This window comes from Flavobacterium aurantiibacter (assembly GCF_002251775.1).
Taxonomy (GTDB): domain Bacteria; phylum Bacteroidota; class Bacteroidia; order Flavobacteriales; family Flavobacteriaceae; genus Flavobacterium; species Flavobacterium aurantiibacter.
Map to the genome: position 1 here is coordinate 1 of NZ_NOXX01000208.1, position 24779 is coordinate 24779.

The following is a 24779-nucleotide window of genomic DNA, read 5'->3' on the forward strand; positions in this document are numbered from 1 at the left end:
GCCTTCGACAAGCTCGGGCACCCACCGACGAATTGTGGGTTAAGTTGGGAAGATGATACGTAAAAGGGTGAACGTCACAAAGTCTATTCCGATAGCTATCGGAACTCGTGTCTATCCCGATGGCTATCGGGACTAGCTTCTCAAAAAACGATACGTTAAGTGGTGAATTCATCGAAGTCTTAATACTTAATACTCCAATCTTAATACTTAATACTCCAATCTTAATACTTAATACTTCAATTTACTACTCATTGTCTAAAAACCAACTTATCATCGAAACAGTCGAGTAGGAGGGCTTGGTCTGCTTTGATGTTGCCTGAAAGCAGCTCTTTACTCAAGGCGTTTAGAACTTCTTTCTGGATAACGCGCTTCACCGGACGTGCGCCAAACTGCGGATCGTAACCGCGTTCCACCAAATACGCCTTGGCCTCATTCGTGGCATCTAAGCTTATATGCTGATTAGCCAACATTTTCGATACCTGACGCAGTTGAATCCCTACAATTTCTCCAATTTCTTCGCGCGTTAACGGCTTAAAGAGCACCACTTCGTCAATCCGATTTAAAAACTCGGGTCGTACCGTGCGTTTTAGTAACTGCATTACTTCTTCCTCTGCCAAAACCGCGGCCGCCTCTGCTGTGAGTTTCGGATCTTCAAAAGTGCGTTGTATGGCTTCACTTCCCAAATTAGAGGTCATAATGATAATCGCATTCTTGAAATCGGCTAATCGACCTTTGCTGTCGGTTAAGCGCCCCTCGTCGAGCATTTGTAATAAAATATTGAAGGTGTCGGGATGCGCTTTCTCGATCTCGTCGAGCAATATAACCGAATAGGGTTTTCTGCGAACCGCTTCCGTTAACTGTCCGCCTTCTTCGTAACCCACATATCCCGGAGGTGCACCCACTAAGCGACTCACTGCATGCTTTTCTTGGTATTCCGACATGTCGATGCGCGTTAAGGCATTTTCGTCGTCGAACAAATACCCAGCCAACGATTTCGCCAATTCGGTTTTTCCAACGCCCGTACTTCCGAGAAACAAGAAGGTTCCGACAGGCTTCCGTGCGTCTTGTAAACCCGATCTGCTTCGGCGAATCGCATCGGCAACCGCTGCTACAGCTTCTTCCTGACCCACAACTGTTTTGTGTAATTCGGTTTCAATGTGCAGCAATTTCTCGCGGTCGCTTTGCATCATTTTTGCTACCGGAATGCCGGTCCATTTCGCAACCACTTCGGCAATGTCTTCTCGGGTAACTTCTTCTTTTATAAGCGCTTGACTTCCTTGCTTTTGTTGCAATTCGGCTGTGTACTCTTCCAGCTTTGTTTGCGCATCTTTAATTTTCCCGTAGCGAATTTCGGCTACCAAACCGTAATTACCATCGCGTTCAGCACGTTCGGCTTCGAGCTTTAACGACTCGATTTGTGCCTTGATTTGCTGCATGTTATCTACAATGTCGCGCTCCGATTTCCAACGCGAGTAAATTTCCTGGCGCTCTTCTTTTAGATTCGATAAATCTAATCCCAAGACTTTTAGCTTTACGTCGTCGTTTTCGCGTTTAATCGCTTCGATTTCAATTTCCAACTGCATGATTTTTCGATCCAAGACGTCGAGCTCTTCCGGTTTGGAATTGATTTCCATACGCAGTTTCGAAGCTGCTTCGTCCATTAAATCGATAGCTTTATCGGGCAAGAAGCGTGAGGTAATGTAGCGTTGCGAAAGTTCGACAGCGGCTATAATGGCATCGTCCTTAATTTGTACTTGGTGATGCGTTTCGTATTTGTCTTTGATCCCGCGCAGTATCGAAATGGCACTTTCGGTATCGGGTTCTTCGACCAATACTTTTTGAAATCGGCGTTCCAGTGCTTTGTCTTTCTCGAAGTATTTTTGGTATTCGTCGAGTGTTGTTGCTCCAATAGCGCGCAGTTCACCACGAGCCAAAGCGGGTTTCAAGATGTTTGCTGCATCCATAGCTCCTTCGCCAGCCCCGGCGCCAACGAGTGTGTGAATTTCGTCGATAAATAAAACAATATCGCCATCGGTTGCAGTAACTTCTTTCACTACGGCTTTTAATCGTTCTTCGAATTCGCCTTTGTATTTGGCACCGGCAATCAGTGCACCCATGTCGAGTGAAAAAACGATTTTATTTTTGAGGTTTTCCGGAACGTCGCCGGCTACAATTCGGTGTGCTAAACCTTCTGCAATTGCGGTTTTACCCACGCCGGGTTCGCCCACTAACATCGGATTGTTTTTGGTGCGGCGCGTTAGAATTTGCAACACACGTCTGATTTCCTCATCTCGACCAATAACCGGATCGAGTTTCCCACTTTTAGCTAAGTCGTTTAAGTTTTTAGCGAATTTAGCGAGTGCATTAAAAGTTTCCTCGGCACTTTGCGACGTCACTTTTTCGCCTTTTCGTAACTCGGAAATCGCCGCTACGAGTTCTTTTTCGGTAACGCCTTGATCGCGCAGAATTTGTCCGGCTTGCGATTTAGATTTAACGATAGCTAACAATACATGATCGGTGGCCACAAATTCGTCGCCCATAGCGGTTGCCGTTTTTTCAGCTTCGTTTAAGGTCGCAATTGCGGTGCGTCCGAGCGAAATATCGGTTCCACTAACCTTCGGATAGGTATTTAACTGACTGTCGATGAGGCGCGTAAGCAAGTCAACATTTACGCTCATTTTTTTTAACAGAAAACCAATTACGTTATGGTCAACATCCAGTAAACTTCTCAGTAAATGTTCGTTTTCAATGAATTGTTGCCCTTTATTGAATACCAACTGCTGTGCATTTTGTAGCACTTCGGTTGCTTTTGTCGTTAATTTATTCAGGTTCATAATAATTGCAAAATTTTAGTCATCTTTGAACAACTAATGCGCCAAGTTGAAATTGCTGCCAAAATGGCGTTAATTTCACTTTGCAAAGCGACAAAACGTCTTAAAATCAGTCAAAAATGGGATTTTTTTCTAATTCAGTTTCGGAAGATACAGCGTCATGGGTAGCCTTAACCGATACTTCGCAGCTTGAAGACCAAGGTATTTTAGTGGTTTTAAAACACAGCACACGTTGTATCGTGAGTAAAACGGTTTTGAAAGAATTAAACCGTTCGTTGGAGTTCAACAACGCCACATTTTTGTATTTGGATTTGTTGCAGTATCGCAGCATCAGTAATTATATTGCCGAGAAATACGGTATTCACCACGAGAGTCCACAGTTATTGGTTATTTCAGACGGAAAAGTTAACTATGCCGCTTCGCATTCGTCGATTGATTCGGAGGTAGTTAACCGAATGCTGAATCAATAAGGTGCTGTCGGAAATCGATTGTTTAAGATTACCGATCGTAGTTTCTGTTTGATGTCTGCCGAGCAGTTCAATACCATTTGTTCGTTGGTTGGAAACGGTAGTGCACGGCGGTCAAAAAACGGCCAGTAATCATTTTCTACCGCGCGTCGGTCGCCGTTGTAAGTAGCATAGCCGTTTTCAAAAATCCATTCGCTTCCAAGCGGAAAGCTATTTATCAATTGGTTGGTTGTGAAATTGATAAAATCTACTTTCGCAACAACTTGTACGTTTTTAAATTGTACGAACTCGTACACAGAGCAGGTCACTTTTCGGATATCGTCAACGGTAATGTTCTTTCCAAGCGAGTCTTTTATCGCTCTTCCGCGGTCGTCGTACACATTTTTCTTTCCGAAATTCACATCTTTTTCTTTCACAAATTGGCGTTCACGTACTTGTTCTGGCGAAATATTTATTTCTCTAAACGTAAGTACTATGCCGTAATCGTAGTTCACTTTCGGCTGTCTATTCGAATGATATACCGTGAACTTATCGTTTAATCCGCCGGTACTAAAATCTAAAATATCAGCTTCCAAACGCTGCGGAATGATTTTCCCACTTTCATTTTTGGTGTAAATACTCACATAATCGGTTCCGAGCAAAATGGCGTCGGCGAGTAGTTTTTCTGCATCTTTATATGCAGGCGATAACAGTAAAAGGTATTCCAAATCTTCTGCAGCACGTCGGCCACCAACTTTTGATTTACTGGCAAGTAACGCTTTGGCATTTGTGTACAGATATTTAACCAAAGCATTTTTGCTGTTTACAATTTCTTCGCTGTAATCGTCGAACGGAAAAATGGCATCTCGCTTTTCTTTAAGGAGCGGCAGGGGTAGCAGCGGACGAATTTTTTCTTGCCGCGCGTTAAGACGTTGATACGTCGCAAAAATGCGTTCTAGGTTCGCAGGACTGTTGTCTTTCACTAACAAATCAATATCTCGTAAATCGCGTTCTTTCGCTTTGGCAAAGGCTTCCTCCAGCATATAAATGTAATCTTGCTTCCCTTTCCGAGTCTTATTGTTTGAAAGTCGGTCGATTGCTACATCAATTGCTGCATCGTAATCGCCAGAACTCAGGTAATTTCGAGTTTCGGTTTTTCCGCAAGAAGCTAAAAATAAAACAGTTAGAAGAAGAGTAAATGTAGAACGCATACAAACAAATTAGGATTCAAATATATCATTTTGGAAATTGCTGAAGCCCGCTCGCTTATTTTTTTGGTGGTTGTTGTGATTTTCGCTTTCGCAGAAGGAAAAAATACGTTCTCAAATGAATAAAAATCGGCAGCAAAAAACTATTTTAGCGACATGATCTCTTCGCAAATGTCCGATTCTTCAAATAAACTCAAAATATTCAACGATCCGATTTACGGATTTATTTCAATCCCAAACCCGCTGATTTTCGATGTAATTGCACACAAATATTTCCAGCGTTTGCGCCGTATTTCACAAATGGGACTCTCGTATTTGGTGTATCCAGGCGCTCATCATACGCGCTTTCATCACGCCTTGGGTGCCATGCATTTAATGCAAAAAGCGGTTCGAGTATTGCGGTTTAAAGGTGTTGAGATCAGTCCGGAAGAAGAACAAGCCTTGTATTTAGCGATTTTATTGCACGACATTGGTCACGGGCCATTTTCTCACGCCATGGAACAAAGCATCGTTAAAGGCGTACATCACGAAAGTTTGTCGCTAAAATTCATGCATGCACTAAACGGTGTTTTTGATGGGAAACTTGATTTAGCTATTCGCATTTTTACGGGAAATTACGAGCGCAAATTTATGTTGCAACTCATTTCGGGTCAGTTAGATATGGATCGAATGGATTATTTGCGACGCGATAGTTTCTACACTGGTGTTGCTGAAGGAAGTATTAATGCCGATCGTTTGATTCAGATGATGGATGTGGTCGACGATCGTTTGGTTGTGGAAGAAAAGGGAATTTATTCGGTAGAAAAGTTTTTAGTTGCTCGACGATTAATGTATTGGCAAGCGTACCTGCACAAGACAAGTTATGTGGCCGAGCTAATGTTGCAGCAAATCTTTAAACGTGCCGTGCAAGTAATCGGCGAAGGTTTTAATTTACAAGCTTCGGAACCTTTATTACATTTTCTAAAAAATGGCGCAGCAGCCGAATTTGATGAAGCCGATTTAGAATTGTTCTCTAAACTCGACGACACTGATGTATTGATGGCATTAAAACAGTGGCAAAGTTGTGGCGATTTTGTTTTGGAACAGCTTTGCGAGCGCATTTTGAACAGGAATTTACTTAAGATTAGTTTGGGCGATGAGAAGTTTACAGCAGCAGATAAGGAGCAAGCTATCGCAGAAGTAGCTGAGAAATACCAAATCAGCAAAGCTGAGGCTTCGTATTTTGTGTACAAAGGAAAAATCAAGAATCAGGCGTATTCGATGGATAAAGAGCCGATATGTATCTTGAAGAAAGACAAGACAATAGCCGATGTTGTTTTTGTATCCGATCAGCTCAATTTAAAGGCCTTGTCGAAGCCAGTAGTAAAATACTACTTGTGTAAACCGAAGCTCTTGTAGAAATTTAACAATAGACACCAAAATTTTCTATTTTTGTCGCAATGAAATTTACAGCAGCTCAAATAGCAGGAATACTCGAAGGAGAGGTAGTTGGCAACCCGTTAGCCGAGGTTTCGCGACTTTCCAAGATCGAGGAAGGTACCGAAGGTTCGCTTACGTTTTTGTCGAATCCTAAATACGTAAATTACATTTACTCCACACAAGCGTCGATTTGCATTGTGAATTCGACCTTTGTTCCCGAAAATCCGATCACAACTACTTTAATAAAAGTGGATGATGCCTACGGTGCGTTTACCAAAATTTTGTCGTTTTACGATCAGGTGAAACACAACAAATCTGGAATTGAAAATCCGAGTTTTATCGCCGCTTCAGCGAAGTATGGTGCTCATTTTTATCTTGGTGCCTTTGCATACGTAGGTGAAAATGTAGTAATCGGCGAAAATGTAAAGATTTATCCAGGAGTTTTTATCGGCGATAATGTTCGAATTGGCGACAATACACTTATTTTCAGCGGTTCTAGAATATGTTCAGAAACTGTGATTGGTAATTTTTGTACGATTCATGCCAATGTAGTTATTGGTGCCGACGGATTTGGCTTTGCTCCGCAAGAAGACGGTAGTTACAAGAAAATCCCACAAATTGGCAACGTGGTTTTAGAAGATTACGTTGATGTTGGAGCGGCAACAACTATTGATCGAGCCACGATGGGAAGCACGATTATCCGTAAAGGAGTGAAGCTCGATAACCAAATTCAAATTGCACACAATGTTGAGATTGGTGAAAATACAGTAATCGCTGCGCAAACCGGAATTGCAGGCTCAACAAAAATTGGAAAGAACAGCATGATTGGCGGGCAGGTAGGTATTGCGGGCCACTTAATGGTAGGCAATAACGTGCGCGTTCAGGCACAATCGGGTATTGGCAGAAATCTTAAAGACGGCGAAACCGTTCAAGGAAGTCCAGCACTTCCGTATACCGATTATAGTAAATCATATATTCATTTTAAAAACCTTCCAAAAATTCTTCAAGAAATAGAAGACTTGAAAAAGCAAATACTTCATGCAAACAGCTCACAATTGTCCGGCGATGGTCAAGCAGAAAACAATTAAAGAAGAAATATCTCTTACGGGTGTTGGATTACACACCGGTAAGGAAGTCAAAATGACATTTAAACCTGCGCCAATCAACAACGGCTTCACGTTCGTTCGCGTTGATTTAGAGGGAAGTCCAATTATTGAAGCCGACGCTAACTACGTAGTGAATACGCAGCGCGGAACCAATTTGGAGAAATTAGGTGTAAAAATTCAAACCTCAGAACACGTACTTGCCGCCTGTGTAGGTTGTGATTTGGATAACGTAATTATCGAATTAAATGCTTCAGAACCACCCATTATGGACGGTTCATCTAAATATTTTGTAGAAGCCATTGAGAAAGTAGGAACCGTTGAACAAGATGCTGAACGCAAATACTATGTGGTAAAAGAAGTAATTTCTTTCAGCGATGAAGCAACAGGTAGTGAAATTTTGGTGATGCCGGGCGATGATTATCAAGTTACCGCAATGGTCGATTTCGGAACCAAGGTTTTAGGTACACAGAATGCGACCTTAAAATCGATGAGCGATTTCAAAAAAGAAATTGCTGATGCGCGTACTTTTAGCTTTCTTCACGAATTGGAGTCGCTTTTAGAACACGGATTGATAAAAGGAGGCGATTTAAACAATGCAATCGTTTATGTGGATAAGGAAATCTCGCCTGCCACGATGGAAAGTTTGAAAGTAGCTTTTGGAAAAGATAGCATTTCGGTTAAACCAAACGGAATACTAGATAATCTTACGCTTCATTATCCAAACGAAGCCGCAAGACACAAGCTTTTAGACGTAATTGGAGATTTAGCTTTGGTAGGCGTTCGTTTGAAAGGAAAAGTAATTGCAAACAAACCTGGTCATTACATCAATACACAATTTGCTAAGAAATTGGCAAAAATGATCAAGATTGAGCAACGTAACCAAGTGCCAACGGTCGATGTTAATCAGGAACCGCTCATGGATGTGAATAAAATCATGAGTATGTTGCCGCACCGTCCGCCGTTTTTGTTGGTCGATAAAATTTTCGAGTTGTCGGAGCAGCACGTTTTAGGATTGAAGAATGTAACGATGAACGAGCCGTTTTTCGTGGGTCATTTTCCGGATGCTCCCGTCATGCCGGGCGTTCTGATTGTAGAAGCGATGGCACAGTGCGGTGGAATTTTGGTTTTAAGTACCGTTCCAGATCCAGAAAATTATCTGACCTTCTTCATGAAAATCGATAATGTGAAGTTCAAACAAAAAGTATTGCCTGGCGATACACTAATCTTTAAATGCGACTTATTAGCGCCGATTCGTCGCGGTATTTGTCACATGCAAGCCAATGCATACGCCAACGGACGTTTAGTTGCCGAAGCCGAATTAATGGCACAAATTGCACGTAAAGACAAGGCGTAACATCCAAAACAAACAGCATGAATCAACCTTTAGCATACGTACATCCTGGAGCCAAAATCGCTAAAAACGTAGTGATTGAGCCTTTTACGACCATTCATAATAATGTAGTTATTGGCGACGGTACTTGGATTGGTTCGAACGTAACCATTATGGAAGGCGCTCGAATCGGTAAGAATTGTAATATTTTCCCCGGAGCCGTTATTGCCGCAGTTCCACAAGATTTGAAATTTGGCGGCGAAGATTCGTTGGCTATCATTGGCGATAATTGTACCATCCGCGAATGCGTAACCATAAACCGCGGAACCGTAGCTTCTAGACAAACCGTATTGGGAAATAATTGTTTAGTAATGGCCACAGCGCATATTGCACACGATTGTCATATTGGCGACAATGCAATTATCGTTAACGGCGTTGCATTAGCCGGACACGTAGTGGTTGGTAATTATGCGATTATTGGTGGTTTAGCAGCCGTGCATCAGTTCATACACATTGGCGATCACGCGATGATTTCTGGTGGTTCGTTGGTTAGAAAAGATGTTCCACCGTTCACCAAAGCCGCAAAAGAACCTTTGTCGTATGTGGGAATAAATTCGGTAGGTTTACGCCGTCGCGGTTTTTCAACAGATAAAATTCGCGAAATTCAAAATATTTACAGAATTCTTTATCAAAAAAACTACAATACCTCTCAGGCAATCAGTATTATAGAAGCGGAAATGGAGGCAACTCCGGAACGCGACGAGATTCTGGATTTCATTAAAAATTCATCTCGCGGAATCATGAAAGGTTACAGCGGAAATTATTAAAAACTCTTATAAATCAACTAATGGCATCTACATCAGATATCAAAAACGGATTGTGTATTAAATACAACCACGACATTTACAAAATTATCGAGTTCTTACACGTAAAACCTGGGAAAGGTCCGGCTTTCGTGAGAACAAAATTAAAGAGCTTAACCACTGGAAAAGTAATTGATAACACCTTTTCTGCAGGACATAAAATTGAAGATATTCGTGTGGAAACGCATAAATTTCAGTTTTTGTATGCTGAAGGCGATTCGTTTCACTTCATGAATGCTGAAAGCTTCGAACAAATAACGCTCGACAAGAAAATTCTCGATGCTCCTGATTTATTGAAAGAAGGTGAGAATGTTATGGTAGCCATCAATACAGAAACCGATTTGCCTTTATCTGTTGATATGCCTGCTTCGGTTGTTTTAGAAGTTACCTATTCTGAACCTGGAGTTAAAGGTAATACGTCTACAAATGCCACAAAACCAGCAACTTTAGAAACTGGTGCTGTGGTAAACGTGCCGTTGTTCATCAACGAAGGAGATAAAATAAAAGTAGATACCGCATCAGGATCGTACATCGAACGCGTAAAAGAATAACATGAAATTTCCAAAAGTACATACCCTTGAAGAGATTGCTCAGATCATCGGAACTACGTTTGTAGGTCGGCCGGATTTTCCGGTTTTGGGTATGAACGAAATTCATGTTGTTGAACCGGGCGACATCGTTTTTGTGGATCATCCGAAGTATTACGACAAAGCCCTACAATCGGCTGCAACTATTGTTCTCATAAATAAAGAAGTTGAATGTCCGGAAGGTAAAGCACTTTTGATCAGTGACGATCCGTTTCGAGATTTCAATAAATTGACCAATTATTTCCGTCCGTTTCAAACGCTTCATGCATCTATTGCTGAAACGGCGCAAATAGCCGAAGGAACTATTATACAGCCACAAGCAGTAATTGGAAATCATGTGACAATCGGGAAAAATTGCATCATCTACCCAAACGTCGTGATTTACGATCATTGTGTGATTGGCGATAACGTAGTCATTCATGCCGGAACGATCATTGGAGCTGATGCCTTTTATTACAAAAAGCGTCCTGAAGGTTTCGATCAGCTTAAGAGCGGCGGACGCGTAGTTATTGAAGACGATGTGCATATTGGCGCGCTTTGCACAATAGATCGTGGCGTTACCGGCGATACAACTATTGGTGCGGGCTCAAAGTTAGATAATCACATACAGATTGGTCACGATACCGTTGTGGGTAAAAAGTGCTTATTTGCTTCGCAAGTTGGAATTGCAGGTTGCGTGGTTATCGAAGATGAAGTAACGATTTGGGGTCAAGTTGGAACTACAAGCGGCATTACCATCGGTAAGAAAGCAGTAATTATGGGGCAGACTGGTGTTACGAAATCCATCGAAGGTGGAAAGAGTTACTTCGGAACTCCGATGGAAGAAAGTAGAGAAAAGCTTAAACAACTTGCTTATTTAAAGAGACTTCCTGAAATTGTCGAAAAATTAAAATAGTTATGTCGGTCAAAAAATTCATAAAGGATTTCTATAAATCGGATGCGTTGATTAACGGTCAGTTATTAGCAACCTATTTACACGACGATATTGAGTTTGTTTGGACAAGTTCTACAGGAAAAAAAACATATACCAAAAGCGACTTGGTTGCTCTGGCCACTGAGATGAGTAGGGCTTATGTGCGATCAAAAGTTCGCATTAAAAGTCTGGTTAAAGAAAAGAACCACGTTGCTGTTTTTTATGCTCATTACGTAAAAACTATCGAGAATCCGCGTGAAGATATTCTTTTGGCTGATTTTGCTGTGGTTTGGGAAGTGAAAGATGAGAAATTGGTAAGAGGTACTCAAATTAGCCAACTCGTCTAATATGTCATTTTTTCAAAATCAAGATAAAGTAGTAGCGTTAATCTTTCGGTTAACGCTATTTTTTTGGCTAGTAACCAAGTTAATGAGTTACCCGCTCTGGTTGGGAACGCATGTGTTTCCAATGGCGCCTTACTTTAGTTTTATGCCAGCCTTTCCCGCGTTTTTGCACTACGTGTTATTTGGTGGTTCGTTGTTGGGTTTGCTTTTTTTAATGCTAAAGCCTACAAATCGAATTGTGCTTATTTCTTTGATAATCATAGAAATAGTTCAACTAATTCCTGATCAAAACCGCTGGCAGCCGTATATTTTACAATTTATTTTTACAGGAATTTTATTTGATTTATACAGAAAGAAGCCAGCGCTTTTTACTGCGAACATGGCTTTTTACTCGGCTTGTTTGTATCTGCATTCGGGTTTGCATAAATTGAACGGAGGCTTTTTATTCCACGTCTGGGAACGAATGATTTTGCATCAATTTCTAGGATTCGATGTGTCGATAGCCGAACAACCCATTGTGCATTACAGCGGTTTGGCTCTAGGTGTGTTCGAAGTAATTGGCGCTCTCGGAGTATTCTTTGCTCGAAAAAAGTTCTTTTATGCGTGGGTTTTAGTAGGTATGCATATTTTTATTTTGGTGTTTATTTCACCTTCTGGAATAGATTACAATAGTATCGTTTGGCCTTGGAATATTTTAATGATGGCGATTTTGCCTTTAATTTTTTACCATAAAACAGAAAGAGCATCGCTGCATTTCAATTTCAAGCACCCGAAAACACTACTACTGGGATTGTTTTTACTAGTTCTCCCATTTTTAAGTTTCGTTGATTATTACGATAACTATTTAGCGTTTAATCTCTACTCTGGAAGGTTAAAGCAATTTGATATTTGTGTGGGGAAACCTGATGAAGCGCCCGACTTGCAGGTTTTTGAAACGAAAAAACGCACTTACTGTGATACGAAAACGGTTCTTCAAACTAACGTGTGGCACATCCGCGAAACCAATACCGTGGTATATCCAGAGATTCGTGTTTATAGACAAATAGCCGATTCGCTCAAAATGCGTTATCCAAAAGCCGAACTGAGTTTTTGCATTTATCAGTATCCGTACAAAGCAGCGAACATCATTTATTTTGACTAATTTTTAAAAACAAGCTGTAATAATTTAACCAATAGTTACAGCATTTACCTTATTTTTGCGCTACAATTTTATAAACTAAATAATTCAACCATAATGAGCGTCTTAGTAAATAAAGATTCAAAAATTATTGTACAAGGTTTTACAGGAAGCGAAGGTACTTTCCACGCTTCGCAAATGATTGAATACGGAACAAACGTCGTAGGCGGTGTAACTCCAGGAAAAGGCGGAACAACGCATTTAGATCGTCCGGTTTTCAATACCGTAAAAGACGCTGTTGAACAAGCTGGCGCAGATACCAGTATCATTTTTGTACCACCTGCATTTGCCGCAGATGCTATTATGGAAGCTGCCGATGCCGGAATCAAAGTTATTATTGCTATCACGGAAGGCATTCCTGTTGCTGATATGATTAAAGCATACGATTACATTAAAGGAAAGAATTGCCGTTTAATCGGTCCGAACTGTCCAGGTGTGATCACGCCAGAAGAAGCAAAAGTGGGAATTATGCCCGGTTTTGTTTTCAAGAAAGGAACTGTAGGAATTGTTTCGAAATCGGGAACATTAACATACGAAGCTGCCGATCAAGTAGTGAAGCAAGGTTTAGGAATTACAACGGCTATCGGAATTGGTGGCGACCCAATCATTGGAACTACAACTAAAGAAGCTGTTGAGTTGTTGATGAACGATCCGGAAACAAAATGTATTGTTATGATTGGCGAAATTGGAGGTCAGCTTGAAGCTGATGCTGCAAAATGGATTCAAGCCGATGGTAACCGCAAGCCAGTAGTTGGTTTTATTGCTGGCGAAACTGCACCAAAAGGTAGAACGATGGGGCATGCTGGAGCAATTGTTGGCGGTGCCGACGATACAGCTGCTGCTAAAAAAGCAATTATGCGCGCCTGCGGAATCCACGTGGTAGATTCTCCTGCTGAAATAGGTAAAAAAGTTAAAGAAGTTCTTGGTTAACCGTAAGAACTCCATTTTTAAAGCCGTTTGATTTTTCGAACGGCTTTTTTATTGAAATTAAGGTTACTACTTCGCGGCTTTTTTTCGACTGGAAATGATAAGATTGCTGTTTTCTTGCGCCCAATCGATTAGCGGAACGAGTTTGTTAAGCAATTCCATACCCAAGCTTGTTAATTGGTATTCAACTCGTGGAGGTACTTCGGGATAAATCGTACGTTTTACCAGTCCGTCTTGTTCTAGCTTACGAACCGTAACGGTAAGCATGCGCTGAGAAACATCGCCGATTTTTGATTTTAGTTCGTTAAAGCGAAGGGTGCCGTCGCCTGCTAATGCATATACCACCAAAAGCGACCATTTATCGCTCACGTGCGCAACAACATCGCGTACCGGACAAGAGAAGTTCCGACTGCTGTTTGCCAAATTGAAATATTCTTTGAATTTTTTTTCGGACTTAAGGTCTTGATTTTCCATATTAGTTACTGCTGTGTGCGCGAGTTATAGCGCTGTACCTTCTTGTTTGGCGCAAAGTTACTATTTACTTTTGAGTTATTAAAAGTAACTATTGTATCATTTTTCAAACAAGTATTATGTCGAAAATTCTTATTACAGGAGCAACTGGAACCAACGGAAAAGCCTTAGCAGAAGTGCTCACCAATCGCCGTGTTGCAGTAAAGTTAGCAAGTAGAAATCCGTTACCTACAAATGAGTATTCAGAGTATGTGCCTTTTGATTTTGCCGACGTGTCGACTTTTGAAGCTGCTGTGGCCGATGTGGATCGGGTGTTTTTATTGGGACCGCCTTTGCAATTTGGTATTGAAGCCTTGCTTACGCCTTTCATTGATTTTTTAAAGGAAAAGGGAATTAATCGTGTAGTTTACTTTTCGGCTTTTGCCTCGGAAAAGATGGGCGACAATTTCGAGTTTCATTTGAATTTGGAAAAGAAGTTAGCTGCCGACGGATTTGCATATACCATTTTACGGCCTTCGTTTTTTGCACAGAATTTTAAAAATTACGAATTCGAGAACATTACCCAACGCAACATCATTTTTATGCCGGCAGGTTTGGGCAAAGCAGCTTTTGTGGATGTTTACGACATTGCCGAAGTTGCCGCAAAAGCACTAACTGAAGATGGGCACGAACATAAAACATACGAACTCACCGGTCCTGAGTTGCTAACGTATGAAGATATTGCAGCCTATTTAACTGAAATTTTGGATAAGAAAATTACATATCCGAATCCGACGCCGGAGGTTTTCAGACAGGTTTTAGTGGATAGTGGTGCGCCTGAATTTGTTGCGAATTACCTGATTTCGGTGTACGGCGTTATTGCTAAGAAAGAAGCGGAGGTTATTGCCGATGGTGTGGAGCTCGTTTTGGGAAGAAAAGCCACAAATGTGAAAACGGTTTTAAAACGCGATTTTAAAGGGTAACGTATTTCCGCAACAGGGAATGCAGCGGAAAGCTTTGCAAAACTGCGGGCTAATAAAACGAAAAAAACAGTGCGACTAACAGAAGCAGCTGTTTTGTTCGTTGTTAGTTTTATAGCCCGCAGTGCGCAAACTTGCAGCGAAATGCCCGACGGCGGCGCGACTTTTAGTTGAAGAACGGTTGCCGCCGGGTTGCCCTTAAAAAATACAATACTATTTTATCTTAACTAGTTAAATTAGTAACTTTGAAGAATGCCTACGGTTTTTTACAGTAACGGATTTCGGTTCTTCTTTTACAGTAATGAGAACGATGAACCTGTTCATCTGCATGTTGAAAAAGGCGACGGTTATGGGAAAATATGGTTGGATCCGATTGAATCAGATTATTTTAATGGATTTAATGCACAAGAACCGAGGCTAATAAAAAAGATAGTTTCAGAAAACGCAGATTTGCTTAAACGAAAATGGTATGAATACTTTAGATAAAAAATACGATCCCATTCAAGAATTTATTGCCGCAAAGCAGTTGAAAATCACTGCTGTAGCTTTTGAGAACGATTTAATTAATATCACGTTAAATACCAATCAGTTACTAATTGATTCGTTGCTTAAATATCCTCGTTTGTCAACTGCGAAGTCGGTTGATCGCGATAATTTCTTACTCATCGCACAAGGAACCGGTATTCATTGGCCCACATTAGACGAAGATTTAAGTCTTTACGGTTTTATGAAAGACTATTTACATACATCGTTTGCTAATAATACGACCATCAAAATTCTTTGATTTAAACAAGGAACAACTCGGCAGCTTTCCTCGAAATGTAATTGTTTCGCCGCCGGGTTGCCCAAATATTAAGCAAAACTCTTTTCGAGCACGCCCACTTCCTCCATACATTTTTTCATCTCGCAGTAGGTGCGCGCAATATCATTGTCTAAGCCAATCGAAAAGCGAATAAGTCCGTCGGATAATCCCATTCCTTGCTGTTCTTCTAACGGAATTTCACTCGAAGTCGAGGTTCCTGGAGCCGAAAACAAGGTTTTATAAAAGCCTAAACTCACCGCCAAATACCCCAAATTGCGGAGCTGCATCAGTTCCATCAACTCATTGGCTTTATCGAGTGAACCCGCATCAATAGTCATCATACCGCCAAAGCCGTATTCCGGATTGATCATCGAAGCGTACAATTTATGACTCGGATGACTCGCCAAACCGGGGTACACCACCTTGAGTCCGTCGGCTTCAAATTTAGTAGCTAAATATAAAGCGTTATGACTGTGTTGTTTCATTCGAATATGTAACGTTCTTAAATTTTTCATTACACTAGCCGATCGCAAACTGTCCATAGTCGGGCCAAGTAACATCGAAGCTCCTGTATTTACACTTTTCATGCTGTCGATAAAAGCGCGCGATGCACAAGTAACTCCACCAACGGTATCCGAACTTCCGTTGATGTATTTGGTTAAACTGTGGCAAACGATATCAGCTCCCAAAACAGCAGGAGCTACCGACAAAGGTGAAAAAGTGTTGTCGACAACCAATAATAATCCGTGTTTTTTAGCGATTTTTGATAAGCCAGCAATGTCGGCCACTTCCAACAGCGGATTGCTCACCGTTTCGCAGTAAAGCACCTTGGTTTGAGGCGTTATGGCAGCTTCTACTAAATCGAGTTTGGTAATGTCCACAAAACTAGTTGTAATTCCCATTTTTGGAGCGAAATTTTTCAGAAAAGCGTAAGTGCCTCCGTAAATGGTTCGGCTCGAAACAATATGATCGTTTTGTCCGCAAATTTGCAGTAAAGTGCACGTGATGGCGCCCATGCCCGAAGCCGCAACATTCGCAGCCTCAGTACCTTCCATCGCTGCCAATGCTTGGTCGAGATACAAATTGCTAGGCGAGGAGTGACGCGAATACAGATAACAGCCTTCAGCATTACCTTCAAAAGTGTCGAACATGGTTTTAGCCGACAAAAAAGTGTAGGTCGACGAGTCGCTTATCGACGGGTTTACGCCACCAAATTCGCCGAAATATTGCAAGTCTTGTATGCGATCGGCTGGTTTAAATTGCTCCATACTTTGTTGTTTTTGGGCAGCTATCCGGCTTTTCGCGTCAAGCTTCGCTACATCAGCTGCGTTTGGCTACACTGCGGCAGTAGCTTCTTGGGTCGCTCTGCCACAGTAAGCCGCACTGCAACTGCTTTAGCCAAGGCTTTTGCTGCAATCCGGGCTGCGCGTGAACGTCAAATTAAAATCGTTTCCAAATAAAAAACTACATTAGCGAATAAAATTAGAACGAAATAGTATTTTTTATAAAATTAATAGAATATTTTTCTGTTAATTTGTTTTGTATCACACCTAAATAGAATGGAAACAGTAAAACTCGATACTCTCGATCAAAAATTGCTAACGGCTTTGCAAACCGATTGTCGGCAAACCACCAAAATGCTGAGCTTGAAACTTAATCTAAGCACAACAGCCGTTCACGAACGCATCAAAAAGCTCGAAAAATCGGGAGTAATTGCAGGCTATGTTGCTATAGTCGACCAAGTACGTGTCGATAAAAACTTTGTGGTTTTTTGTCACATCAAATTACAGCAACATAAGCAAGCGTTGTTAACCGGTTTTGAGCAAGCCGTTTCGTTGCTGCCCGAGGTTTTGGAGTGTTATCACGTAAGTGGCGACTACGATTACATTCTTAAAATTGCCGTTCGCGATATGGAAGCGTATCGGAAATTCTTGGTCGAAAAGCTAACAACAATCGATTATATCGCAAGTACACACAGCATTTTCAAGATCAACGAAGTGAAGCGTTCGCACGTTTTGGCGTTTTAGTATGCGTGCAAATCCGACATCGGAAATTCGCAAAAAACGCTCCTTGAGAAATTCACGATTTTTTAGCATCTAAAAACGTCTTGTCTTCAAAAACAAATCGTTCAAAACCCTAAATTTGCAACGCTTAATCAAAAAAAACACTTATGAATACTTTCGACGTCGTAGTCATTGGATCGGGTCCGGGCGGATACGTTTCTGCAATCAGATGCGCACAATTGGGTTACTCAACTGCTATCATTGAGAAATACAGCACTTTAGGCGGAACTTGCTTAAACGTAGGATGTATTCCTTCGAAAGCGTTGCTCGACTCGTCGCACCATTATTACGATGCGATTCACCATCTGGAAGACCACGGTATTTCGGTAGGCGGACAAGTTTCTTTCGATCTTGCAAAAATGATTTCGCGCAAAGCATCGGTTGTCGACCAAAACGTAAGTGGAATTAAGTACTTGATGGACAAAAACAAAATCACTGTTTTTGAAGGTGTAGGTTCGTTTGTAGATGCGCATCAAGTTTCGGTTGCCAAAGCCGACGGTTCTTCAGAGGTATTATCCGCAAAAAACATCATTATTGCTACTGGAAGTAAACCTGCAAGTTTACCATTCATAAGTATTGATAAAGAACGTATTATAACATCTACCGAAGCCTTGAAACTGAAAGAAGTTCCCAAACATCTGGTGATCATCGGAGGTGGCGTTATCGGTTTAGAATTAGGTCAGGTTTATCGTCGTTTAGGCGCTGAAGTTTCGGTTGTCGAATTCATGGATCGAATTATTCCAACCATGGATGCGGCGCTTTCAAAAGAGCTTACCAAAGTTTTCAAGAAGCAAGGCATGAAATTCTACACGTCGCATAAAGTGCAAGAAGTTTCGCGCAAGGGTAACGAAGTAAAAGTAGTGGCTCTCGACGCCAAAGGACAAACAGTAGAACTTGTGGGCGATTATGCTCTGGTTTCTGTGGGTCGCCGTGCCTACACCGACGGTTTGAATCTTGAAAAAGCAGGAATTACTGTAAACGCAAGAGGACAAGTAGAAACTAACGATAAATTGCAAACAGCGCAACCACACATTTACGCTATTGGCGATGTAGTTGTTGGAGCTATGTTGGCGCACAAGGCAGAAGAAGAAGGTGTTTTTGTAGCTGAAACGATTGCCGGACAACATCCGCACATCAATTATAATTTGATTCCAGGCGTAGTTTACACTTGGCCAGAAGTAGCTGCAGTGGGTTACACCGAAGAGCAATTGAAAGAAAAGGGTGTAGCGTACAAATCGGGTTCGTTCCCGTTCAAAGCTTTAGGACGCTCACGTGCTAGCGGCGACACCGACGGATTTGTAAAGATACTTTCCGACGAAAAAACCGACGAAGTTTTGGGCGTACACATGATTGGTGCTCGTGTAGCCGATTTAATTGCTGAAGCCGTAACTGCTATGGAGTTCCGTGCATCGGCAGAGGATATTGCGCGAATGAGTCACGCACATCCAACGTACGCAGAAGCGGTAAAAGAAGCGGCTTTAGCAAGTTCTGCAAACCGACCGATTCACATGTAAGAAACAATAGGTTTATAGGAAAGTCTCTCGTTTCGGGAGACTTTTTTTGTTGGTAGTAATTGACTAAAAATGTGCGAGAATCTTGTTTAGTATTTCGAAATTAATTGTAGTTTAGGCACATATAATGTTATTTGTAGCGACATAGTTCGTCGTTGTAAAATAGTAAACGTCGGTACTATGATGGTCTGTTTTTCCAAAAAGCATTTTCAAAGTTTTCTTTTGATGTTCGTTTTCTTTTTAGCTGCTAATGCAGTTTCGGCGCAAATCAATAAAGCTGATTCTACAGTACAAGTGATTGCCTACTGGAATAAAGGAGAAAAACAGATTTATGATCTCGAAAAGACAAAGTATAAGATAAAAGGAACTGATACTACAAAAACAAATGTGATAAACTGTCGTGTAGCTGTTACAGTACTAGATTCTACTGCAAATAGTTATACAATAGAATGGAAGTATTTGTACTGTAAATCAAGTGAGAACAATGAACTGTATCAAAAACTTAACGATTTATCTAAAGATGTAAAGTTCATATATAAAATCTCAGAACTAGGTGATTTCGCAGAGTTGCTCAACTGGGAAGAAATAAGCGCATTTTACCGTGAAGTTTTTAAAAAGATTTCTAAAGATATTTCGACGGAAAAGCCGGAGTTAAAGCAGCTAATAAAAAATCTCGAAAATTCATTTTGTTCACGCGAGTATATCGAATCAGCTGCGATAAAAGATATACAGCAATTTCACTTTTTTCATGGTATAAAAGTCAAATTGGGAGAAGAGATAACCAACAAAATTCCAATCCCTTTTCCTTTGACAGGCTCAGAAATTGAGACAGATTTGACGCTATTTTTAGATGAAATTATTGAAGAGGACGACAATTATATTATTCGATGCAGGCAAATTTTTGATAGTGAAGCATTGAAAAAAGTTATGGGTGATTATATTGACTCGCTAACAAAATCGATGGGTGCCAAAAAGGATTTTGAATTTTCTAAGGACATGAAAGTATCAGGAGATATTTACACCTCGGCCTTGATTCACGATTCGGGTTGGTTGGTTTACGGTATTCACACAACAACAATGGATTTTGAATCGTCAGTAACCATTGAAGAAAATACTATTGAAATTGTTGCTAATGAGTAAGTTATAACTAAATTCTGCGATGAAAAAGAGTCATTATTGGTATTTTTTAGGCGCTGCATTTTTTGGAATAATTTTGATCGCTTGCTCGGATCGAAAACAAGAAGCAAAAACTCAGAATCGCCCGGTTTTCGGCTGGTTAATAGGTAATTGGGAACGCACGAACGAGCAAGCCGGTCGGCGAACTTTTGAAGAGTGGCACAAAATAAACGATTCGCTTTTTCGTGGTATGGGGTATACCTTACAAGGAACCGACACGGTTTTTAAAGAGTTGCTGCAGCTGGAGAAAGGCAAAAACGACTGGGAGTACGTTGTTCGAATGCCAAGCGAGAAAAAAGAAACACGTTTTGAATTTACACAGCAAACCGATACCTCATTTACCTGCCGAAATAATAAGAACGAATTCCCAAAACAAATCCGATATTTCAAAACAGGTAACGACATCAAAGCCGATATTTCCGACGACTCGACAACGATTGCATTTCAATTCAAGCGAATTGGAAACTAGCTAAAAAAATAATTTTTAAGCACAGATTTATCTCATAAAAAAGGCCGCAATTTCTTGCAGCCTTGGGGATATTTGAAATTTAAAACGAGCTATTCAGCTTCTTCCATAGTGTGATATACGTTTTGTACATCATCGTCTTCTTCAATTTTTTCCAAAAGTTTTTCTACATCGGCAACTTGTTCCGGTGTCAATGCTTTAGTAACCTGAGGAATGCGTTCGAAACCAGAACTTAAAATTTCTAAATTGCGATTTTCAAGTTCTTTCTGAATGGCACCAAAACTGCCAAAAGGTGCATAGATCAAAATCCCGTCTTCGTCTTCGAAAACTTCTTCTGCACCAAAATCGATCAGTTCTAATTCAAGTTCCTCTGGATCAATGTTGTTTTTAGGAATACGGAAGTTACAGGTATGATCGAACATAAATTCTACCGAACCTTGTGTACCTAATGTTCCATTACATTTATTGAAATAGCTGCGAATATTCGCTACCGTACGATTGTTGTTGTCGGTTGCTGTTTCAATTAAAATAGCAATTCCGTGCGGTGCGTAGCCCTCAAAAAGTACCTCTTTGTAATTCGCGGTATCTTTTTCAGTTGCTTTTTTAATTGCGCGCTCTACGTTTTCCTTCGGCATATTCGCCGCTTTAGCGTTCTGAATTACCGCACGTAAACGCGAGTTGGCGTCGGGATTAGGTCCGCCTTCCTTTACAGCCATAACGATATCCTTACCGATACGTGTAAATGCTTTGGCCATCGCCGACCATCTTTTCATTTTTCTTCCCTTGCGAAACTCAAATGCTCTTCCCATAGTTGTATTTTCAAAAAACGGTCAAAAATAAGATTTGCTAGATTATGCTGCAAATACCATTGCCGTCAATTCTTTATTTTCCGATATAATCTTTCAGAATTCGATATACCTCCGCTAATCTAAAATTTCGGCGCACTTCATCTAAAGCCATTTTATTCAATTCTATACTAAACGGATCGGATTCAATCTTCTGATTATCAATATTTAAATTTTTAAATTTTACGTCGGTTTCCAGCTTGTCCAATGCAACAACTTCTGCGTAAAGCTGATCGATGCTGTGAACTTGTTCGTAAATAGCCTGAAACTTTAATGGAATTTCTTTGTTTTCACCATTCGCTAATTTTTCAATAAGCGGATTCACTCGTTGCACTTCATTAAAATAGGGTGAAGCGGCAATACGTGCTAAACTTTTCTTTCTGAGCGACTTTAGTTTTCGAAACTTACGCAAACCATTGGGTTTTGGCACTTGTATTTTTGGAATACTCAAAGCCGTTTCAAAGTTTGCTTCTCTGCTGATTACATTATTATAGAGCGTAGGCAACTCGATATCGGGAACGATTCCTTTCTTCTGAATCGTCTCGCCAGTTGGTCTAAAAAAACTTCTAGCAGTTACCTTGCACAAATCGCTGTTGCTTCGTTTGTCTATCGGCGTTATAAATTGCATCGTTGCTTTTCCGCAAGAAGCGGTTCCACAAACAATTGCCTTCCCGTAATCTTGCATAGAAGAGGCAAAGAATTCACTAGCAGATGCCGAAGTTCCATCGGTGATGATCGCAATGGGATAGTCTGGTTTATAGAACGGTATTAAGTCTTGATAATAGTTAATTTGGCCGTTTCTATCGGAACTGTATGCCACCGGACCCTCAATAAATAGCGATGATAGCCGATGCGCTTCGTCGACACTACCGCCGCCGTTGCCCGATAAATCAATGATTAATCCTTTTATTTTTTCGTTTTCACATTTTAAAAGCGCATCGAGAAAATCGGCTGTAAGTCCACGATTACTGCCGTCAAAATCGCTGTAAAAACTCGACACTTTAATATACGCTACTTTCGGTGAAGTTTCAGAAACAAAAACAGTAAGTGTGTTTTCTACCGACGGAACTAAATTCTTAGTCAACGTAACTTTTTCACGTCGCTGATCTTGTTTTTCAATTTCAAAAGTAACTTCTTCTTCTTCCTCTCCATAGATGATAATTGCCAACTGTTCCATATTGCTACAAGCAGTATCGTATTCGAAACCCGTTTTCGGCAAACGAACTTTCCGAATGATATCGCCTGGCTGAATTCCCGGAACTTTAGCTGCCGAACTGCCCGGCAAAATTCCAACAACAATTAGTTGTTCTTTTTCATCGAGCTCAAGCATGAGTCCGAAACTCTTGTTTGCAGTGGCCAATCCCGACATAAAACTCTTAGCCTCGCTGGCATTGAAGTAATTGGTGTGCGGATCAAAATACGAACCGATTAAATTGAGGAGCGTTTCGGCAATTTCCTCATTCAATTCTCCTTGCTTATTGAGGATGTTCTCTATACGGCAAACTTCGCGTGCAACAATTTCTGAACGTTTTGCTGCCGCTAATTCTTCCACAAAAGGAGCAAGCGAATCTTTATTTTTGCTCAAGCGGGCAACTTCATCTAGGGCAATGTATTTAATACGTTTGTTCCACAGCTTTGGAAGATCTTCTACCGTGACATCAAATTCAAAAGGCTCGGTCGAAAATCGAAGTGTTTCGCTGCCTTCGGTTCGCAATAATGATGCATCAATGTTTTTAAAATACAGCAACTTCCTGTTCAATGCAGAAACGTAAATATTCCACACCAATTCGGTAAAGTAGCAGTCTTTTTTTAAAAGCGAAGTATGTAATTGCGTTCGGTATCCAGAGAGCTCTTCGTAATCGGTTTTCGACAGCAGACTCCGATTGGGATCCAAGTCGGTTAGTAAACCGTCGAACAGGTATTTACTTAGGTTTTCATCAATGGGTTTTGGTTGCAAGTGATTGACTTTTAAAAAGTTAACCATGGCTTCGAAGCGCTCGCAATAAACCAATTGCTGCGACCACGCGAAGTTTACAAGCACACATAGCGCGACAACCCAGAAATTTCTCCCCATCTTATTTGCTGTAGAAAGGCAATTTAACTACCTGTGCTGCTACATCATTTTTACGAATGCGAATGCGAATTTCAGTACCCACTTTTGCGTAAGCAGTTTCTACATAACCAAGACCAATTCCTTTGTTTAATGAAGGCGACATTGTTCCGGAAGTTACTTTACCAATTACGGCACCGGTTTCATTCACAATTTCGTAGTCTTGTCTTGGAACGCCGCGTTCGGTTAATTCAAAACCAATCAATTTTCTAGAAACGCCTGCCGATTTCTGTGCTTCTAAGCGCTCTTTATCGATGAAATCTTTAGAAAATTTCGTGATCCAACCCAAACCAGCTTCGATGGGTGAGGTGCTGTCGTCTATGTCGTTTCCGTATAAACAATACCCCATTTCCAAACGCAGGGTGTCGCGTGCGGCAAGTCCTATTGGTTTGATTCCGTATGCTGCACCTGCTTCAAAGACACGGTTCCAAAGTTGTTCGACTTCTTCGTTCTTGCAATAAATCTCAAAACCTCCAGATCCGGTGTAACCAGTAGCCGAAATAATAACGTGTTCGATACCTGCAAACGGACCTACAACAAAATGGTAATACGGAATTTCAGCCAAATTTACCGATGTTAATGCTTGCATCGCTTCAACCGCTTTAGGTCCTTGGATGGCCAGTAGCGAATAGTTATCGGATAAGTTTTTAAGCTCGGCACCAAAAGTATTGTGCTGGTTGATCCACGCCCAATCTTTATCGATGTTAGAGGCATTTACAACAAGTAAATATTGTTCTTCTTTAATGCGATAAACAATCAAATCGTCGACAATACCGCCGTTACCGTTAGGGAAGCAAGAATATTGCGCACGGCCAATTTCCAGAGTTGCCGCATCGTTGCTGCAAACGTATTGTATTAAATGTAAGGCACCTGGACCCGATACGAGAAATTCGCCCATATGCGAAACATCAAACACGCCGACGCCGTTTCGAACGGTTTCGTGTTCGGCATTAACGCCTTCGTAAGTTATGGGCATATTATATCCGGCAAAAGGCAAAATTTTGGCGCCTAATTGCTCGTGTAGCGCGTGCAATGCAACGTTTTTCATGGGTGTTAGTTTCTTGCAAAAGTAGCTGATTTCCGCTTTGTAAACCCAATTCTAACAAAAAGTGACACATGTTTTTTCAGTCGATTTTTCAACAATTTTCAACGTAACGATGGGTGTAAAACGAGTGCACTAATGCAGTTTGGGTTTTTATTTTTTTGGTATAATTTACTGTAAACA

The 24779-nt window shown here is 41.0% G+C and carries 24 protein-coding genes; 17 read left to right on the plus strand and 7 right to left on the minus strand.

The genetic code is table 11. The features are described from left to right. Positions 1-248: 248 nt before the first annotated feature. Complete coding sequence (gene clpB, locus CHX27_RS10970; RefSeq protein ID WP_094486825.1) at positions 249-2834, minus strand: ATP-dependent chaperone ClpB; 2586 nt, start codon at positions 2832-2834, stop codon at positions 249-251. A gap of 116 nt (positions 2835-2950) precedes the next feature. Here clpB and ytxJ point away from each other — a divergent pair, with 116 nt between their 5' ends. Next, the gene (gene ytxJ / locus CHX27_RS10975; protein ID WP_094486826.1) at positions 2951-3301 is read left to right on the plus strand and encodes a bacillithiol system redox-active protein YtxJ; all 351 of its coding nucleotides are present in this window, start codon (positions 2951-2953) and stop codon (positions 3299-3301) included. On the opposite strand, the gene CHX27_RS10980 is transcribed toward ytxJ, so the two are convergent. Then, positions 3295-4488, minus strand: coding sequence for a hypothetical protein (locus tag CHX27_RS10980; protein WP_094486827.1), 1194 nt, complete (start codon positions 4486-4488; stop codon positions 3295-3297). The two genes, ytxJ and CHX27_RS10980, sit on opposite strands and share 7 nt — an antisense overlap. 168 nt (positions 4489-4656) lie before the next feature. Between CHX27_RS10980 and CHX27_RS10985 the strand changes: the two genes are divergently transcribed. From CHX27_RS10985 to sucD, 9 genes are all read left to right on the plus strand, one after another. After that, positions 4657-5883, plus strand: coding sequence for an HD domain-containing protein (locus CHX27_RS10985; protein ID WP_094486828.1), 1227 nt, complete (start codon positions 4657-4659; stop codon positions 5881-5883). Positions 5884-5924: 41 nt separating this feature from the next. Next, positions 5925-6992 (plus strand): UDP-3-O-(3-hydroxymyristoyl)glucosamine N-acyltransferase, encoded by a 1068-nt coding sequence (gene lpxD, locus CHX27_RS10990; RefSeq protein WP_094486829.1) that lies wholly within the window; start codon positions 5925-5927, stop codon positions 6990-6992. After that, the gene (locus CHX27_RS10995; RefSeq protein WP_094486830.1) at positions 6970-8364 is read left to right on the plus strand and encodes a bifunctional UDP-3-O-[3-hydroxymyristoyl] N-acetylglucosamine deacetylase/3-hydroxyacyl-ACP dehydratase; all 1395 of its coding nucleotides are present in this window, start codon (positions 6970-6972) and stop codon (positions 8362-8364) included. The genes lpxD and CHX27_RS10995 overlap by 23 nt, the downstream gene beginning before the upstream one ends. A gap of 17 nt (positions 8365-8381) precedes the next feature. Then, on the plus strand, positions 8382-9167 hold the full coding sequence (gene lpxA / locus CHX27_RS11000) for an acyl-ACP--UDP-N-acetylglucosamine O-acyltransferase (protein WP_094486831.1): 786 nt from the start codon (positions 8382-8384) through the stop codon (positions 9165-9167). A gap of 20 nt (positions 9168-9187) precedes the next feature. Next, positions 9188-9754, plus strand: coding sequence for an elongation factor P (gene efp, locus CHX27_RS11005; protein ID WP_094486832.1), 567 nt, complete (start codon positions 9188-9190; stop codon positions 9752-9754). Between the two features lies 1 nt (position 9755). Beyond that, positions 9756-10685 (plus strand): UDP-3-O-(3-hydroxymyristoyl)glucosamine N-acyltransferase, encoded by a 930-nt coding sequence (locus CHX27_RS11010; RefSeq protein ID WP_094486833.1) that lies wholly within the window; start codon positions 9756-9758, stop codon positions 10683-10685. A gap of 2 nt (positions 10686-10687) precedes the next feature. Beyond that, positions 10688-11050 (plus strand): nuclear transport factor 2-like protein, encoded by a 363-nt coding sequence (locus tag CHX27_RS11015; protein ID WP_094486834.1) that lies wholly within the window; start codon positions 10688-10690, stop codon positions 11048-11050. Between the two features lie 82 nt (positions 11051-11132). Further along, on the plus strand, positions 11133-12188 hold the full coding sequence (locus CHX27_RS11020; protein ID WP_133063461.1) for a hypothetical protein: 1056 nt from the start codon (positions 11133-11135) through the stop codon (positions 12186-12188). Between the two features lie 93 nt (positions 12189-12281). Next, positions 12282-13154: a succinate--CoA ligase subunit alpha gene (gene sucD, locus CHX27_RS11025; RefSeq protein ID WP_094486836.1), complete on the plus strand. Its 873-nt coding sequence runs from the start codon at positions 12282-12284 to the stop codon at positions 13152-13154. Positions 13155-13220: 66 nt separating this feature from the next. On the opposite strand, the gene CHX27_RS11030 is transcribed toward sucD, so the two are convergent. After that, positions 13221-13625, minus strand: coding sequence for a winged helix-turn-helix transcriptional regulator (locus tag CHX27_RS11030; protein ID WP_094486837.1), 405 nt, complete (start codon positions 13623-13625; stop codon positions 13221-13223). Positions 13626-13741: 116 nt separating this feature from the next. Here CHX27_RS11030 and CHX27_RS11035 point away from each other — a divergent pair, with 116 nt between their 5' ends. The 3 genes from CHX27_RS11035 to CHX27_RS11045 all read left to right on the plus strand — a co-directional run bounded on the left by CHX27_RS11035 (position 13742) and on the right by CHX27_RS11045 (position 15365). Next, positions 13742-14584 carry an SDR family oxidoreductase gene (locus tag CHX27_RS11035; protein WP_094486838.1) on the plus strand — a complete coding sequence of 281 codons (843 nt, stop codon included), beginning with the start codon at positions 13742-13744 and terminating at the stop codon, positions 14582-14584. Between the two features lie 249 nt (positions 14585-14833). After that, complete coding sequence (locus CHX27_RS11040; protein ID WP_094486839.1) at positions 14834-15067, plus strand: DUF4160 domain-containing protein; 234 nt, start codon at positions 14834-14836, stop codon at positions 15065-15067. After that, complete coding sequence (locus tag CHX27_RS11045; protein ID WP_094486840.1) at positions 15051-15365, plus strand: DUF2442 domain-containing protein; 315 nt, start codon at positions 15051-15053, stop codon at positions 15363-15365. The genes CHX27_RS11040 and CHX27_RS11045 overlap by 17 nt, the downstream gene beginning before the upstream one ends. A 68-nt stretch (positions 15366-15433) precedes the next feature. Here CHX27_RS11045 and CHX27_RS11050 read toward each other — a convergent pair whose 3' ends face one another. Continuing rightward, a complete protein-coding gene (locus CHX27_RS11050; protein ID WP_094486841.1) occupies positions 15434-16651 on the minus strand; it encodes an aminotransferase class I/II-fold pyridoxal phosphate-dependent enzyme in 1218 nt (405 codons plus the stop codon). Positions 16652-16942: 291 nt separating this feature from the next. Between CHX27_RS11050 and CHX27_RS11060 the strand changes: the two genes are divergently transcribed. The 4 genes from CHX27_RS11060 to CHX27_RS11075 all read left to right on the plus strand — a co-directional run bounded on the left by CHX27_RS11060 (position 16943) and on the right by CHX27_RS11075 (position 20602). After that, complete coding sequence (locus CHX27_RS11060; protein ID WP_094486843.1) at positions 16943-17410, plus strand: Lrp/AsnC family transcriptional regulator; 468 nt, start codon at positions 16943-16945, stop codon at positions 17408-17410. A gap of 143 nt (positions 17411-17553) precedes the next feature. After that, positions 17554-18960: a dihydrolipoyl dehydrogenase gene (gene lpdA / locus CHX27_RS11065; RefSeq protein ID WP_094486844.1), complete on the plus strand. Its 1407-nt coding sequence runs from the start codon at positions 17554-17556 to the stop codon at positions 18958-18960. Positions 18961-19182: 222 nt separating this feature from the next. Continuing rightward, entirely contained in the window at positions 19183-20097 is a 915-nt protein-coding gene (locus CHX27_RS11070; protein WP_094486845.1) for a hypothetical protein, read from the plus strand. A gap of 19 nt (positions 20098-20116) precedes the next feature. Further along, a complete protein-coding gene (locus CHX27_RS11075; protein WP_094486846.1) occupies positions 20117-20602 on the plus strand; it encodes a DUF6265 family protein in 486 nt (161 codons plus the stop codon). 89 nt (positions 20603-20691) lie between these two features. Here CHX27_RS11075 and CHX27_RS11080 read toward each other — a convergent pair whose 3' ends face one another. The 3 genes from CHX27_RS11080 to gcvT form a co-directional block, all read right to left on the minus strand. After that, the gene (locus CHX27_RS11080) at positions 20692-21408 is read right to left on the minus strand and encodes a YebC/PmpR family DNA-binding transcriptional regulator (RefSeq protein WP_094486847.1); all 717 of its coding nucleotides are present in this window, start codon (positions 21406-21408) and stop codon (positions 20692-20694) included. Positions 21409-21481: 73 nt separating this feature from the next. Then, positions 21482-23518, minus strand: coding sequence for a S41 family peptidase (locus CHX27_RS11085; RefSeq protein WP_094486848.1), 2037 nt, complete (start codon positions 23516-23518; stop codon positions 21482-21484). A gap of 1 nt (position 23519) precedes the next feature. Next, positions 23520-24602 carry a glycine cleavage system aminomethyltransferase GcvT gene (gene gcvT, locus CHX27_RS11090; protein ID WP_094486849.1) on the minus strand — a complete coding sequence of 361 codons (1083 nt, stop codon included), beginning with the start codon at positions 24600-24602 and terminating at the stop codon, positions 23520-23522. Positions 24603-24779: the final 177 nt, after the last annotated feature.

Coding starts and splice junctions, on each gene's coding strand:
- CHX27_RS11030 (WP_094486837.1), bottom strand. CDS start 13,625: ATGGAAAATCAAGACCTTAAGTCCGAAAAAAAATTCAAAGAATATTTC.
- CHX27_RS11045 (WP_094486840.1), top strand. CDS start 15,051: ATGAATACTTTAGATAAAAAATACGATCCCATTCAAGAATTTATTGCC.
- lpxD (WP_094486829.1), top strand. CDS start 5,925: ATGAAATTTACAGCAGCTCAAATAGCAGGAATACTCGAAGGAGAGGTA.
- CHX27_RS11080 (WP_094486847.1), bottom strand. CDS start 21,408: ATGGGAAGAGCATTTGAGTTTCGCAAGGGAAGAAAAATGAAAAGATGG.
- CHX27_RS11070 (WP_094486845.1), top strand. CDS start 19,183: ATGTTCGTTTTCTTTTTAGCTGCTAATGCAGTTTCGGCGCAAATCAAT.
- CHX27_RS11010 (WP_094486833.1), top strand. CDS start 9,756: ATGAAATTTCCAAAAGTACATACCCTTGAAGAGATTGCTCAGATCATC.
- ytxJ (WP_094486826.1), top strand. CDS start 2,951: ATGGGATTTTTTTCTAATTCAGTTTCGGAAGATACAGCGTCATGGGTA.
- CHX27_RS11050 (WP_094486841.1), bottom strand. CDS start 16,651: ATGGAGCAATTTAAACCAGCCGATCGCATACAAGACTTGCAATATTTC.
- sucD (WP_094486836.1), top strand. CDS start 12,282: ATGAGCGTCTTAGTAAATAAAGATTCAAAAATTATTGTACAAGGTTTT.
- gcvT (WP_094486849.1), bottom strand. CDS start 24,602: ATGAAAAACGTTGCATTGCACGCGCTACACGAGCAATTAGGCGCCAAA.
- clpB (WP_094486825.1), bottom strand. CDS start 2,834: ATGAACCTGAATAAATTAACGACAAAAGCAACCGAAGTGCTACAAAAT.
- efp (WP_094486832.1), top strand. CDS start 9,188: ATGGCATCTACATCAGATATCAAAAACGGATTGTGTATTAAATACAAC.
- CHX27_RS11020 (WP_133063461.1), top strand. CDS start 11,133: ATGAGTTACCCGCTCTGGTTGGGAACGCATGTGTTTCCAATGGCGCCT.
- lpdA (WP_094486844.1), top strand. CDS start 17,554: ATGAATACTTTCGACGTCGTAGTCATTGGATCGGGTCCGGGCGGATAC.
- CHX27_RS11060 (WP_094486843.1), top strand. CDS start 16,943: ATGGAAACAGTAAAACTCGATACTCTCGATCAAAAATTGCTAACGGCT.
- CHX27_RS11085 (WP_094486848.1), bottom strand. CDS start 23,518: ATGGGGAGAAATTTCTGGGTTGTCGCGCTATGTGTGCTTGTAAACTTC.
- CHX27_RS11040 (WP_094486839.1), top strand. CDS start 14,834: ATGCCTACGGTTTTTTACAGTAACGGATTTCGGTTCTTCTTTTACAGT.
- CHX27_RS10985 (WP_094486828.1), top strand. CDS start 4,657: ATGTCCGATTCTTCAAATAAACTCAAAATATTCAACGATCCGATTTAC.
- CHX27_RS10995 (WP_094486830.1), top strand. CDS start 6,970: ATGGTCAAGCAGAAAACAATTAAAGAAGAAATATCTCTTACGGGTGTT.
- lpxA (WP_094486831.1), top strand. CDS start 8,382: ATGAATCAACCTTTAGCATACGTACATCCTGGAGCCAAAATCGCTAAA.
- CHX27_RS11035 (WP_094486838.1), top strand. CDS start 13,742: ATGTCGAAAATTCTTATTACAGGAGCAACTGGAACCAACGGAAAAGCC.
- CHX27_RS10980 (WP_094486827.1), bottom strand. CDS start 4,488: ATGCGTTCTACATTTACTCTTCTTCTAACTGTTTTATTTTTAGCTTCT.
- CHX27_RS11075 (WP_094486846.1), top strand. CDS start 20,117: ATGAAAAAGAGTCATTATTGGTATTTTTTAGGCGCTGCATTTTTTGGA.
- CHX27_RS11015 (WP_094486834.1), top strand. CDS start 10,688: ATGTCGGTCAAAAAATTCATAAAGGATTTCTATAAATCGGATGCGTTG.